The organism is Dyadobacter sp. LHD-138 (genome assembly GCF_030929615.1).
In the GTDB taxonomy this organism is placed as follows: domain Bacteria; phylum Bacteroidota; class Bacteroidia; order Cytophagales; family Spirosomataceae; genus Dyadobacter.
This window is the reverse complement of record NZ_JAVFVU010000030.1, coordinates 23,102-37,919: the sequence shown is the minus strand read 5'-3', so window position 1 is coordinate 37,919 and position 14,818 is coordinate 23,102. Positions and strand designations below refer to the sequence as shown.

Genomic DNA, 14,818 nt, shown 5'->3' with positions numbered 1-14,818 from the left:
CTGATCCCTTTAAAACGGTCCTGTGACGGATTGATGGCGCCCTATTCGTGATCGATATACCTGTCAAAATAGCAAAAAACGGAGGAGTCCCGATCGTTTTTCCATCGGGGTATCGGGCTAAATTTTATGGAATGACGCAAGCGTCCGTTTTAAATAAAAATCAGATTTTCATGATTTTCACTCTCCTCCAGATAACTGATCTCTTCGAAAGCATAGACCTATAAAAAACAATACAATTTTTGATTCGCGAATCGCAAATCAAAAATTGTATTGAATATTGTAAGGACAATAGCTGCTAACCTCTATTTCAAAAACGCACCCAAATTCTCTTTCGTAACCAATTGGAAAGGAATTAAAACTTCTTTTTCAAAGGTTGAACCTTTTGCCGCTTTTACGGCTGTTTCAATCGCGGTACCACCCTGCTGTTTTGCATTTTGGTACACCGTTGCATCCAATGCACCTTTTTTTACCGCCTGTAATGCATCCGGTATCGCATCGATACTGACCACGATGATCTTGTTTTTAAGTCCGGCAGCTTCTAGTGCTTTTACGACGCCTAGTCCCATCTCATCGTTTTGCGCAAAAATAGCGTTGATCTTAGGGCCGAAAGACTGGATCCAGTTCTCCGTCAAAGACATCGCTTTCGCCCGGTCCCACTCCCCGGATTGCTCTGCCAGAAGCGTCAGGCCCGGATTCGCTTTTAATATTTCTTTCGCTCCCTTATCTCTTTTAATCTGTGCAGCCTGACCCATGTAGCCATGCATCATGATCACATTACCCTTTCCACCCAGTTTTTCCACAATATACTTCATCGCAATCCGCGCCGACTCAGTGTCATCGGATCCCACAAAAGCCGTTGGTTTCGCGGTGGTTTCCGAGTTGACATTAATAATCGGAATTTTAGCATCCATTGCTAATTTAACCGCCGGAGAGCTTGCTTCAACTTCACAAGGATTCATGACGATCGCGTCTACGCCCTGAGCGATAAAACTTTCCACCTGCTCAACCTGCTTTAAAGCGGATCTTTCCGCATCTACCGTGATCAGTTCTACGCCCAGCTCTTTCGCTTTCGCCTCCATCTGATCACTGACATTGACGACAAACTCATTTTGCATACTCAACATCGTTGCGCCGATCACAAGTTTTTTATCCGCACTTTCTTTTCCCGATTCGTTGGTTTTTGCTTGATTACAGCTCGTTAAAACAGCGGCGAAAAGTACAAAGGCATAAATTGAATTCAGTTTCATAATTGATTTATTTTCAACAATATCTGTTTATATTTTCAGAAAAATTGCAAACATTATCTATACACCTTTCTCTTTCCCCATACTATCCAAAACCACGGCGCCGATAATAATCGCTCCCATAACTACCTGTTGGTAATAGGATGTCACATTTAACAAATCCAGACTGTTACTGATCACGCCAATCAACAAAGCGCCTATTAACGTGCCTGTCATGGTGCCTGTTCCACCCGAAGTGCTGGTGCCGCCGATAATAGCGGCTGCAATGGCATCCAGCTCAAATCCTGCTCCGGCGTTGGGTTGCCCCGTTGTAATTCTGGAGGTCAGCAAAATTCCGCCCATAGCTGAAAGCAGTCCGCAGATTGTATAAACCCACATTTTCACTCGGTTAACCCGAATGCCCGACGCACGAGCGGCAGGCTCATTACCGCCAACGGCATACATGTAACGTCCTAAAATGGTTTTGTTCAAAATGACAGAACAGCCAATAAAAGCGAGAATAAGAATAACAATAGGAAACGGAATCCCAAAAATGGTACCTCCTCCAATGAAATTGAATGTATCTGAAAGGTTAGATATTGGCCGGCCTTTACTCAAAATAAGTGCCAGTCCTCTCCCAATCGTCATCGTTCCCAGGGTTACAATAAAGGGAGGGACCTTGCTCTTTGTAATCACCAATCCATTAAATGCACCTAAAATAAGTCCTCCGGCTAGTCCTGCAAAAATCGGCACGATAACCGGATACGTATCCGGATGAGCAAAAGTGGCGGTCAAAACGCCGGCAACCGCGACCATCGATCCCAATGAAAGGTCAATACCTCCGGTAATGATCACAAAAGTAACACCGAAAGCCAGCAAAGCATTGATCGAAACCTGGGTTCCGATGATCATCAGATTGGACAGCGTAAAAAATTTAGGTGTACTCAACGCCAGACCCAGACAAATCAATGCAAAGGCCAGAAAAATGCCATATTGACCAACATTCCGGAATTTTGTAGCAAGTCTGTTTTCCACTATTAGTATTTTTGAAAATGTATCCCTTAATGTTCTGCTATTTTAAAGGCCAAAACCGACCATTTCTATTGCACTGAATATTTCATAATCAGCTCCTGTGTTGCTTCCTGCCGGGTAAGCATTGCCGTCTGTATGCCTTTTGACAAAACCATAATCCGGTCACTCATGCCCAAGATTTCGGGTAACTCCGACGATATCATGATAACGGCTATACCATTGGCGGTTAGATTACTGATCAGCTTATATATCTCGAATTTAGCACCAACGTCAACGCCGCGGGTTGGTTCATCCAGGATAATAACCTGAGGAGATGACAACAATACCTTCCCGATCACGACCTTTTGCTGGTTTCCGCCGCTTAAATGTGTCACTTTCTGACCGCCTCCTGACGTTTTTATTTTAAGATCGGCAATTATTCTGTTCGCCGCTTTATCCTCACTTTCATTGCTGATAAAAATCCCGCGACGATGTTCAGATAAACTGGCCAGCGTCACGTTTTGCTTAACCGATAACTCAGGAATAAAACCCAAACTTTTACGGTCTTCGCTTACATAGCCGATGCCAAAATTCACAGCGTCCCTCGGCGATTTTATAAAAACTTCCTGACCATTAATCTGCACGATACCGCTATCGGCTGGTGCCAATCCATAAATGGCCTGGGCAATTTCGGTTCGCCCGGCTCCCATTAATCCCGAAATTCCAAGAATTTCTCCCGCATGAACTTCGAAACTGATATCCGAAAACTTACCTTTTTTGCTTAAATTTTTAACACCGAGAACGACTTTCCCCTTTTCGGCGACTGGCTCCGGAAACATTTTATCAATTTCACGACCCACCATCATCGCGATCAGACTGCCATTATCAAGCTCCGCTGCCTTTTTAGTGGCGATATATTTTCCATCACGCAACACGGTAATCGTATCTGCAATCTCAAATATCTCGTCCATCTTGTGCGAAATATAAATGATGGCAACACCTTTGTTTTTCAGTTCTCTGATGATCCTGAAAAGTGTCGCAACTTCTTTGTCCGAAATAGCGGATGTGGGTTCATCCATAATGATCACTTTGGCATCATTGGAAATGGCTTTGGCTATTTCTACCATCTGCATTTGGGCAACGCTTAGATATCTCATCCTGATATCAGCTGCGATATCAACACCCATTTCTTGTAACAAAGAAGTCGCTTTTGCTACGATATTCTCGTCATTAAGCCAGCCCGTTCTCGATCCTGTGATCTCTTTTTCCCTGCCCAGAAAAATATTTTGCGCAACCGTAAGTTCCGGAATAATCAGAATTTCCTGATGGATCATTGAAATCCCCTTTTTCAGAATAGCGTTGACATCGTTATGCTCCAAACGTTTTCCTTCCAAAACGATTTCACCGGAGTCAGGCTTGACCAAACCTACCAATATTTTCATAAAGGTCGATTTCCCGGCCCCGTTTTCACCCATCAGCGCGTGAACCTCTCCTTTTTTTAGGGTAAGCTGTACATGATCCAATGCCTTAATCCCGGAATAGGATTTCGAAAGACCCGCTATATGAAGAATAATGTCACTCATAACAAAGTAAAACAAGCCCTGAAAGGGCGCCATATCTCAGCATAAGGCACCGGCACCGCCTTATGCTCATTACGATTATGATTGCGATTACAATTCCCGATATCAATCCCAAACATACCGTTCATCATATTCAACATTATATTTTTTTAGAAACCCGCGGTATTCATCCTGAAAAGTCCGGTTTTCGTGGTGCATTTTCTGGTTCTCAATGTATTTGATCACCACCTGCAGTTCATAAGGATTTACAGAAAAAATCCCGTAACCCTCCTGCCAATAGAAATTCGCGTATTCATTCCCTTTCGTCTTGATCCATTTCGAAGAAGTTTTTTTCACCTCTTCCAGCAATTTCATCACCGTTATCTTTCTTGATAAAACACAAAGAATATGAACGTGATCAACATGACCTCCGACTTTAATCGGCAGGCACTCAAACTTTTTACATATTCCGCCCAGATAACGATGGAGCTCATTTTCGATTTTTTCGTCGATCAAAGGCTGACGATATTTGGTGCTGAACACGATGTGTGTACAGATTTTTGATAAGGATTGTGACATTTTATTGGTGCCCGGGGGCTTATAGTGTGTGGTATTTTTTGGATTGGTTGTTAACAATATCAACAACATCCGGTGTGATAGTGTGATAGGGCGATGCCCCATCCTAAGATATTGACCCTTTCAGGGTATCGGTGCAAACACACCCTGAAAGGGTTAATATTTTAGAATAGGGCAACGCCCTATTTCCTAGTTCAAATCAGCCCCCAGCCCATTCAACGCCCGTATCTTTCCAGCTCTTGGAAGCCGCCGAATCCAGCACGGCCTCACAAACCTTCTGAGTTTCCAAAGCATCTCTGAAAGTCGGACTACAATCCTTTCCGGTTTGCAGACTTTCAAAGAAATCAGCTACCTGATGTATAAACGAATGCTCATAACCGATACTCGTTCCCGGAATCCACCATCTTTTCATGTATGGCTGATCACTATCCGTTACCAGAATAGACCTCCATCCGCGAACGATTGATTCATCCGAATGATCAAAGAATTCGAGACGGTTCAAATCATGCAAATCCCAGCGAATGGACGCATGTTCACCATTGATCTCAAAAGTATAAAGCGCCTTGTGCCCACGTGCATAACGCGTCGACTCAAATAGCCCTAGTGAACCATTGTCAAAGTGGCAATGAAAAATGCAGGCATCATCAATACCCACTTTCTGCACCTGACCACTCTCCTGATGTACCCGCTCCTTAATAAAAGTCTCCGTTACGGCTGATACATCCTTAATTCCACCATTAATCCACATCGCCGTATCAATACAATGCGCGAGCAGATCGCCCGTTACACCGGAACCGGCGGCCTCAGCATCCAAGCGCCAAGTAGCTGCGCCACCCTGCGGCACATCCGGATTGATCGTCCAGTCCTGAAGGAAATTCGCACGGTAATGGAAAATACGGCCTAATTTCCCTGAATCAACGATTTGTTTGGCAAGTGTCACCGCAGGCACACGACGATAGTTATACCAAACCGTGTTTTTCACTCCAGCCTTTTCAATAGCATCCACCATGGTCTGGGCTTCTGCCAAAGTTCTTGCCAATGGTTTTTCACACAAAATCATTTTGCCAGCCGCCGCAGCAGCAATCGCAATTTCTGCATGCGTGTCATTTGGGGTACAAATATCCACTGCATCGATATCATCCCGTGCGATTAAAGCCCGCCAGTCTGTCTCAACGGATTCATACCCCCACTGATCCGCAAACTCCTGAACCTTCTTCGCATTACGCGAACAAACCGCTTTCAGCACAGGTCTGTATTCCAGTTCAGGGAAAAAGTTATCAATTCTGTTATATCCATTGGAGTGCGTACGTCCCATTAATCCGGTACCGATCAATCCAATTCTTAGTTCCTTTTTATTTGCCATAATGTTAAAATACGTTATTCGTTCAAATGTTACCCCGATACTTTCAGCAGCTAAAACCTGCTCTGGTATCTTTTTATGCCTCGTACCAACCGTGCGCCTGGCGTACACGTACCAACGCCGCAAGAATATCATTCCAGGTTTTCTGATCCGTCATCACCGAATTCGGGAACATACATCCGTCCCAGCAGATATGACGGAAAGCCTTGGTAAGCTCGCCATTTTCATTCCGCAGCCAATAGCCTGCATCATGCGTAATATCCAGTTTTCCATTCGGATCCGTTGCCAGACAGTGACGGCCCGTTTTATCATGGGAACCCGTTCCGTGAACCGTACCATCGTTCTGAGCCACGTGGAAATCAATGGTCCATGGACGCAAAGCACTCGTCATCTTTTTCAAACCCGCTTCCAATGCAGCACGATCGCTCCATTCAAAATCAACAGGCAAAACACGATCCTCCGGACGGTTATATCCCAACAGATACAGGAAAGTATGGGACATATCAGCCTGAAAACCAATATTCGGACGATCCACTGCTTCCAACGTATCGATCATTGTTTTCCAGCTCTGCATACCGCCCCAGCAAATTTCACCTTCGGCAGCAAGTTTTTCACCGTATTCCGCGGCTACATCACAAGCTCTTCTGAAAGTTTCTGCGATCAGTTTGGTATTATTTACAGGATCAAGAGCCCATGCCTCCGGCTTGCTTGCAGAGTCGATACGAATAATCCCGTTTGGACGAATACCCAGATTTCTAAGTTTCTGACCAAAAATGGCTGCTTTCTCGACCTGTTTTACAAATTCGTCGCGTTCCTCTTTACTACCCATTGCCGGGCCACCCCAGATAGGAGCCACCAGACTACCTATTTCAAGATTAAGTCCGCCAACTTTATCAACCAACTTTTTAATACCATCATCACTCATATCCAAATCGATATGAGGATCAAAAAGACCGATATCGATACCATCGAATTTCACGCCGTTTACCTCAGCAGCGGCAGTTTTTTCAAGCATCGTATCAAAAGAAATGACAGGTTCCGAATCAGAACCTTTACCGACAATACCGGGCCATGTGGCATTGTGGAGCTTGGGATAATTATTTTCTGGCATGGTTTAGTAAATTTTAGCGATTCACTGTAATCTACTGACTCACAGTTGATTCAAAAAAAAATAATAAATATTTCAAACTTTACGGCTGACAATAAGCAAGTTGGTCTGATACCTCAAACTAAAAGCTAATTCCTAATAGCCAAAAGATTATTCAATAATCAAATCCGGATTTAATGGACCGAAGTGTTTCAACATCACAATCGGATCATTAGCAGAAGGATTGCTGATCACAACACCTTCCTGCGCAGCTTTTTCACTTACAAAAAACTCATCATTTGTAAGCTGGCCGTATCGGATAAGTGCTGGTGTTTCAATGTCCCAAACACCAAATTTGCCATGGCCCTGCATCACGATAAGTCCGTATGCGGCCGCATCTTTGATGGTAACAGTCTGTCCTGGCAAAACGGTAAGCTCCTTGGCACTGTAAGCCTCGTTTTTATAGCAAATCCAGTTTTCACTATATCCTTCTGCCGCCATCTCTTCAACATCTTTTACCGGTTTAGGGCGCATGAAGTGCTTTTCCATCAAATTAGGATTTACATTCAAATCCCAGTCGATCACTTCCATTAACAGGTCGTAATCTCCGACTCTGTCTTTCGGCGTTCCTTTCCAAAGTAATTCTTCCGGAATAACTGCTTCATTGACAAGCGATTGATACATTGCAAAAATATCAGAGGCTTTTTGAGGTTCATAGGTACACAAACTGCCAGGCGCATGCAACATGCCAGGAGGAACATCCCAGCCTGTTCCAGGTTCCAAACGAAACGCCTGCGAGTAGTTGGTAATCTTATTGTCACCCTTGGTGAAGTTCATCAGACACTCCTTTATCTGTTCTTTAGAGGTACCGGGAGCTATGCCAATGAATGTGTATGGAAAATCCCCGCCGTGGTTATTGAGTTGCGGGGGGAAATAGTATGCTTCCGGCTTTCCGTTCTGACCGACCATCGCAGCGTGTTCATCTCTGTGGTGGATATGGTGAGGCAATGGGCCCATGTTATCAAAAAACTTGGAATACATTGGCCAGCTTTTATATTCATCCCAAAGTCTATCACCTATAATTTCACCTTTCAGCTCACTTACTGCGTCTCTCAATGTCACTTTTTGAACACCTGACTCATCTTCAAAAACGATCTGGCTCAAACCTTCATTTTCGCCCGTAAGCGGACCGTTCTCTGCCGGAGTAGTTGAAGACAACCAACGTTCATCAATACCGCCACGCTCTCCGCCTAAAACATAATAATCGTCCGGATGTAGTTTTATTCTACGACCAGGCACACAAAATGACCTTGGCACCCATGTCGGAGCCAAACGCAATATCCCTTTTCCCTGTTCTAATGCCTTTTCTGCTATACTTGAAAGTCCCATTGTTTGATATTGAAAAAAATTGGTTTAGTTATAATCTATTAAAAACTCCTTGATTGTCTCCTCATCATGCAATATGTCCAGTTCCAGCTCGTAAATCTTGCTTTCACCCGGCTCAATAAATATCAGCGAGCCATCTTCTCTGGCTTTGGCCTGTCCCGTCAGCGGATGGGTGCTTGGTTCCAGACCTGTCACATATTCTCCTTTCCCCCAATGCTGCCAGTTAGCAAACCAGGGCAATTGTTCTTTTTTAAATTTCAAAAAAGCGGCAATACCGATTTTAGGATTGGATAACCCGCACACACTGTGCCCGAAAATATCTGCTTCGATATCGACCAACACCACCTCTTCCCCTCCGCCTAAATGATCCTCCAACGGAGCCAAACATTTTTTAAAATTGTTACCCGGCTTGAAGATCTTCGCGTTTTCTTCACCATTTCGTGGATACCAGTTTCCTTTCCAGACGATATCCGCACCTTCGTCAGCCAGCGGCCAGCCAAAGTTGAAATGATACAGCAACATATGCGGTGCGGGCGTATTTCCTCTGTTTATTACTTCATCATGAATACGAATACCAGCCTTTCCTAGCGTTGCCGAAATCGTACGCTTTAATTCCAGACTGGGTCCAAAGGGCCTGGTCTCCCTGATGATTCCGGTGATGCTCATTTCCAGATTGCCTCTTCTCGGATCCGGCTGAATGATTGACACAATTTCAGCAGGTATATTGCTGATTTGTCCATGCAAACCGCGCGCTCCGTGTTCGTCAGATTCAGGTCCTCCGACATGCGACAATCCACAGGTGGTAAGCAATCCGCCTCCAAAAGTTTTCAGCCAGTTGATTCCCTGATCCGAAAATGGCTGCGGATAAGTAACACCGCCATGACTTAACCAGGCCAGACTATGTTCATTATAAAAAGCGTCAGCAATATCCATCGCTCGGTCAATCACGATCTTGAAGCGTAAACCAGATCCAGTGTTTATCCAGGCGATTCTGGTGCCTCGCCCTGCCCCATTGTCAAGAACCGAAGTTTCGATGCCGCCAATTTGAGCATGATTGGATACTTTGTCTTTCCAGTCCTGATTTATTGCCACACTTTCCTTCATGTTCTTTTATTAATTAAAAATATTATCTCAGTAAAAAAAGGCTGTAACAAGCCTTGTACGACCCGTTTTTTATATTAAAATGGCTCTAATGAGCCAACAACCAATTGCGAACTCTTGGATTAAAATCTGCTGTGTCTTCGAAATGAAATGCGTGTCCCAGATTTTCATACAGGAAAAGTTCAGCGCCCGGAATACCATTGGCAACTTCTTCAGCCATCCATACCGGCGTGAAAATATCCTGCCTTCCGCCAATCACCAGCGTTGGTTTGTCAATTTTCCCAAGATCCGCTAATGCATTGTGATTGATGCACGCTGCAGCCTGCCCTTCGAGCCCGTGAAGGGGCTGCGGAAATGGATTTGCACCATCCTGTTTACGTCCTGTTTCAAGCTCTGCATGTTTTTCGTCATTATCCCAGCTCGATTGTGAAAAGATCAACAGCTGGATATACAAACTAAATTCCTCCGGCCTGAACCGGGCCTTGGCATTCATAATATGCTGAAATAATCCTTTGGCGTAATTGTCGCAGCGTGCCCAAGGACACATCAGTACGAGGGACTGCACCTTGTCCGGATGACGGATTGCGAGCTGCTGCGCAATGGTGCTGCCCATGGAGCAGCCTACCACACGTACTTTTTCAACCTGAATGGCATCCAGCAGACCCGCATAGTCATCCGCCATTTCCTCGCTAGAATAAGGTCCCGAAGGCTTATCTGATAATCCTACGCCACGGTTATCCCCAACAATGCATCTGAAATGAAACTGCCAGTCGGCCAGGTGAACATTCCACACCGATCCCGGTGCGGTTATACCCATAATTAGCAATAAAGGCGTGTCATCCGGCGAATTCCCCGAACCACGCTCTTCATAATGCAGCTGTATTCCGTTGGTTTTGATCGTTGGCATATTTTAAACCGCGCGGCGGACCGCTATTTTAAACCCGGAATTAATTCTTGTTGAATCCACTTTCCGTCGTGTAATGTTACAAAATCCGGATCCTCCAATGCTTCTTCTCCTTCATCCTCACAAATGATCCAGCCCTTGTAGTTAACATCTTTAAGCCATTGCGTAACACCCAGCAGATCAACTTTCCCTTTCCCCATCAAAGCAAATTCCGGGTCTCCGTTCCAGTCTTTGAAGTGTACGTGGTTAATCAATGACTGGTATTCCTTCATTTTTGCCAAAGGATCCATCCCTCCGTTGATGATATGGCCAACATCCGGAGTCCAGCCTGTCACTTTGGAATCAAGCGATTCCAGTACAATGCGGTAATCCTCTTCGGTACGGATAATGGACGAATGGGGCGAATTGGGATGATAACTGCACGGAACACCTTTTTCGGCTGCTCTGGCGGAAACCCTGTTTACAATATTGATCAGGTTTTGCTGACGTTCAGCAAGATTATGGCGACCCGTTGGTATTTGAACCGTGTTTAAAATCGCACCGGGAAATCGCTGCAAAACACGGATCGCATGGTCAGCTACTTCTCTTTCGCGTTCCGTTTCTTCGGCTTCATTCCAGTCGAGGGCAAGGGCCAATGCGGCCAATTCAATTCCCTGTTCCTTTAATTTTGCCTCAAGTAGCGTCGGATCGATCAAATCACCCATCCAGGTAAAAATGGGCTGAATTCCTGAAAAACCTGCTTTGGCAATCACCTCGATCATATGTCCCAGACGGCCCTGATGGGTTTGTCCACTGTTACTCATAAACCAGGTATATACTTCTGAACCGAAACGAAATGGAAGCTTTTGTGACATTATTTAACGGTTGAATATTAGCTTCTAGCTGTGGGCTATTAGCCTATGGATGATCATGGATTCGGAATCCCCGAGTCCCAGGGCGTTGCCCTGGGTTAAGATATTAAGTCCGTTGGACTGTTTCTTTTTGGATTTTACAGATTGTGTTTCTGGCTCATTTCTTTGATGAATGCATAGCCTTTTTCCGCGATGTCCCATGGGTCAGAGAATTCCCGCCACACGCCTATTGCATTTGCGAAATCAGGATCATTCCTCGAGAATGCTTCGATGGTTAGCCAGCCTTTATAATTTATTTTCGCAAGGGAGGAAAACGCGTTATCCCATAAAACCTGACCTTCACCAGGCGTCCCCCTATCGTTTTCGCTGATGTGAACATGTGCCAAAGCCGGCGCAATGGTATCCAGCGCGGAAGCATAACTTTTTTCTTCAATATTGGAATGATGCGTATCGAACATCGCCCTGACGTTCGGGTGGCCAGCCGCTTTGACAAGTTTCAGCAGTTGCTCCATCGTATTGCACAGGTAACATTCAAAACGATTCAACGCTTCCAGTGCAAAAACAATATTCGCTTGCGCTGCATATTCCGCTGCCGCGTGAAGAACTTCCCCAGCCAACGCATACTCCCTATCTAGCGCCGGACGGTTCACAAAAACCGTGTGTGCCGAATGGAATGGTCCGCAGATAATTTTAGCATTCAGATCATGCGCACGATCCACCCCCCATTTGATCTTGTCCAGGGCTTTGCCACGCACTTCGGATGATTCACTAACAGGATTATCATCCTTGCCCATCGTCATCACCGCTGTCGTTTCCAGACCCAGATTACGGGTATAATCACCCATTCTTTTATATGCGGTCAGGTCCTGAGAACCCAGATAAAATTCTACGCCGTCATACCCAATCTTCTTTAATCTGTCAATTGTTGGAAATAAATCATCCGACACCGCTGCCGTCCAGGCAAGCACATTAAATCCTATTTTATTCATAATTTATAGTTATTGGCAATGAACGATCCGCGATTTTGTAACCGCGGATCGTTTCAATCAAAACAATTATTGTTTGATACGAATGTTTTTATATTCAACTTTCATTGGCGGTCCTACATGAACCTGCACACCTAAAAGTCCTTTTAATTTCCCGTTTACTGTATCCTTGTCGGTAACATCGCTCATTAATACACCATTGATATAGTGCTGAAGACGATTCCCTTTTACAACCAGATGAAATTCATTCCACTCCTCGCCTTTTATTTTGGTTTTCAATTCATCAGAGGTCCCCAATGAACCGCTTACCGTTCTGCCCAGCCACGCGTTATTTTTAAGATTCGCTTTGAAAGCCTCAGGTGATTTGTCCGTAGGATCGTTTACCGTCACGATCTCACCACGGTAAGCAAGTGTCGTTCTCTTTCTTTCTTCATAATTTTGACCAGTATAGCGGTTCGCGCCGTCGATATCTGCCTGATATCCGCGCAATGCGTTAGGAATGTCCGTTAGTTGTTCACTGCGGTAATTGATACCGGAATTACCTTTTTCCGTAATTTTAAATGAGCCTTTTAATTCAAAATCTCCCGGTTGTCCACCTTGCCAGATAATGAATGAATTTGTTTTCAAAAGGGTTTCCGGTGTGATTTCACCGACCAGATTACCGTTTTCAACGCGCCAGTATTTAGTATCACCTTCCCATCCTTTTAAACTCTTACCATCAAAAATTTGTACGAACCCTTTTTCTTTCTTTTGCGCCAGGCAGGAATTCTGGATGGAAATTAGAGTAATCACGAGGATTGCCCCTACTGCGGCGATATTCAATTTGGAACTCATTTTAAACAGCATTTTATACGTTTTTAGACTTCTGAATGATTAAATACCCTTACTCTTTCCAACTCTATAAAGGGTATTTCTATTTCAATACTCTTTAAAAAGAAGAAAATAATATCCAAAAATTCCTAAAATTATCGAGCGTACTATCCTGTACTAACCTGCTTATCCCGATTTAAAGCTGGAATTCACGTTTTTTCAGGGTTAAATAAAAGTAACTTTCCCTTTACAATCCATGAATATACTTTTAAGCATTGGCAAATGGTCACAAATCTGTTCAAATAAAAACAACGAAAGCCAATCACCGGGTAACTCCCGCTCGTAAAAAGGAACAGGTAATTTTGTTTCTATAAGTTACTTATAAAGTATTTGATCCGCTGTCTATCCGATATGATCAAAAACACAATAATTGTATTTTTTTGATTTTCAAAATAAATACAGATATCACAGACACGCTGAGTTTCTAATTGAGAAAAGTAGCTTTAAATAGAATTTATTACACTTTCACTCCTCAACATCAATTTCAGAGCATCACCAAACAAGATACCCTTAATCTATATACGCAAATATTAATTTTATCTTTTTTAAAGTTTATAAAAATAAATTATAAGAAGGCACATCCCCGGATCATTTCGAGGGAATCGGGTCACCGGGCGCCTTAGCCAAAGGATCATAAACCGCTACGCCGACTTTAGAATCTGCACAGCCATAATACAGCAGCCATTTTTTCTTGAAATAAACCATGCCTTCGATAAAAACCGTCCCGGCTACATACTGTCCGCTTTTTTCAAAAGGCTCCATTGGTCGGAAAAATGGTACATCCAACCGGCTTATCAGTTTCGACGGGTCATTTTTATCAAACAAAACCTGCCCGGCGCAATAACTGTTGGGCGTATAACGCAAATCGCCATTCGCTCCGGCATCATTTTTTCCATTGTACAAAAGCACAATGCCTTTGTCCGTAACGATGGCTGGAGGCCCGCATTCCGTTAAATTGCTGTCAAAAAAGCCCTTTCTGGGCGATATCAGGTTCACAAGATTTTCTTTTTCATCCACCAGCGGGGTCCAGTTGATCAAATCTGTGGAGGTTGCAACGTTTACATTCGCTTCCCCGAAATATAACCAGTACTTACCATTAATTTTGGCGATAACCTGTTTGTCATTAACCAGTTTGGTAACCAGAGAACCCGATTTTGACCAGATATTATTGAATTTTCCGTTGTAAGCTTTTAAGAAAGCCGGGCCATGTTTTTCCCATTTCACCAGATCCTTCGACGTTGCAATCCCCAGCCTGGCCTTATCGCGGTTCCACTGGGTATAGATCAAAACGTAAGTACCATCCTCCGTCACAGCAACCCTTGGGTCCTCACAACCTCCCGGCCATTCGTTTGCTTTCTGGCTATCTTCGTCAGGATAAAAAACAGGTGTTTTCTTCCTTTTAAAAGTCGTCCCGTCCGTACTTTCGGCATAACCCAAACGGGAAGTTCGATGGCCTATGTTCTTTCCGGCTTTATCTTCGGCACGGTATAATACGACAATTTTACCATCCTTTATCGTCGCAGCAGGGTTGAAAGTATCATTGGATTCCCAGTCAACCATCTTTTTATTCATCGGGCAAAAGAAATGCGAACTGGTATCAGGTGAGATAACCGGATTAACATGGGCAGGTCTTTTAAACCCACCAAAAGCCCAGTCCGGCAGTGTGTTTTTGGTTTGCGCCTGCGTCTGAACCGATATCAAAAATAGTCCCAGTAATATCCCCTTTGCTGAATTTTTCATTGACAATATTGAATGATGATGATTTAACTAATCAAAGGATAGAAGGTGCGCAGCCTACCCTCCGCCGGAATCAAAAGTTGGAAATTACAGACTGCATAGCACAAAAAAGCCCTGCCTGATAAATTCCAGACAGGACTTTTTTGAATTATACTCCGCGAGTCGGC

13 protein-coding genes are annotated in these 14,818 nt (G+C 44.1%); all 13 read right to left on the bottom strand.

Going from position 1 to position 14,818, the window contains the following annotated elements; all coding sequences use genetic code 11:
* Positions 1-302: 302 nt before the first annotated feature.
* A complete protein-coding gene (locus RB622_RS20935) occupies positions 303-1,247 on the bottom strand; it encodes a sugar ABC transporter substrate-binding protein (RefSeq protein WP_308048610.1) in 945 nt (314 codons plus the stop codon).
* 57 nt (positions 1,248-1,304) lie between these two features.
* Positions 1,305-2,258 (bottom strand): ABC transporter permease, encoded by a 954-nt coding sequence (locus RB622_RS20930; RefSeq protein WP_308048609.1) that lies wholly within the window; start codon positions 2,256-2,258, stop codon positions 1,305-1,307.
* Between the two features lie 65 nt (positions 2,259-2,323).
* Complete coding sequence (locus RB622_RS20925; RefSeq protein ID WP_308048608.1) at positions 2,324-3,817, bottom strand: sugar ABC transporter ATP-binding protein; 1,494 nt, start codon at positions 3,815-3,817, stop codon at positions 2,324-2,326.
* Between the two features lie 102 nt (positions 3,818-3,919).
* Positions 3,920-4,372, bottom strand: a complete 453-nt coding sequence (tnpA, locus tag RB622_RS20920) for an IS200/IS605 family transposase (RefSeq protein ID WP_308048607.1) — start codon at positions 4,370-4,372, stop codon at positions 3,920-3,922.
* A 196-nt stretch (positions 4,373-4,568) separates the two neighbouring features.
* Positions 4,569-5,732 carry a Gfo/Idh/MocA family oxidoreductase gene (locus tag RB622_RS20915; RefSeq protein ID WP_308048606.1) on the bottom strand — a complete coding sequence of 388 codons (1,164 nt, stop codon included), beginning with the start codon at positions 5,730-5,732 and terminating at the stop codon, positions 4,569-4,571.
* A gap of 73 nt (positions 5,733-5,805) precedes the next feature.
* Positions 5,806-6,840, bottom strand: coding sequence for a TIM barrel protein (locus tag RB622_RS20910; protein WP_308048604.1), 1,035 nt, complete (start codon positions 6,838-6,840; stop codon positions 5,806-5,808).
* Between the two features lie 147 nt (positions 6,841-6,987).
* Positions 6,988-8,205, bottom strand: coding sequence for a hypothetical protein (locus RB622_RS20905; RefSeq protein ID WP_308048603.1), 1,218 nt, complete (start codon positions 8,203-8,205; stop codon positions 6,988-6,990).
* Between the two features lie 24 nt (positions 8,206-8,229).
* Positions 8,230-9,306 (bottom strand): aldose 1-epimerase family protein, encoded by a 1,077-nt coding sequence (locus RB622_RS20900; protein ID WP_308048602.1) that lies wholly within the window; start codon positions 9,304-9,306, stop codon positions 8,230-8,232.
* A gap of 85 nt (positions 9,307-9,391) precedes the next feature.
* Positions 9,392-10,210 (bottom strand): alpha/beta hydrolase, encoded by an 819-nt coding sequence (locus tag RB622_RS20895; protein WP_308048601.1) that lies wholly within the window; start codon positions 10,208-10,210, stop codon positions 9,392-9,394.
* Positions 10,211-10,233: 23 nt separating this feature from the next.
* A complete protein-coding gene (locus RB622_RS20890; RefSeq protein WP_308048600.1) occupies positions 10,234-11,061 on the bottom strand; it encodes a TIM barrel protein in 828 nt (275 codons plus the stop codon).
* 134 nt (positions 11,062-11,195) lie between these two features.
* Entirely contained in the window at positions 11,196-12,047 is an 852-nt protein-coding gene (locus tag RB622_RS20885) for a sugar phosphate isomerase/epimerase family protein (protein WP_308048599.1), read from the bottom strand.
* 66 nt (positions 12,048-12,113) lie between these two features.
* A complete protein-coding gene (locus RB622_RS20880) occupies positions 12,114-12,878 on the bottom strand; it encodes a DUF1080 domain-containing protein (protein WP_308048598.1) in 765 nt (254 codons plus the stop codon).
* A gap of 624 nt (positions 12,879-13,502) precedes the next feature.
* The gene (locus RB622_RS20875) at positions 13,503-14,654 is read right to left on the bottom strand and encodes a glycoside hydrolase family 130 protein (protein ID WP_308048597.1); all 1,152 of its coding nucleotides are present in this window, start codon (positions 14,652-14,654) and stop codon (positions 13,503-13,505) included.
* Positions 14,655-14,818: the final 164 nt, after the last annotated feature.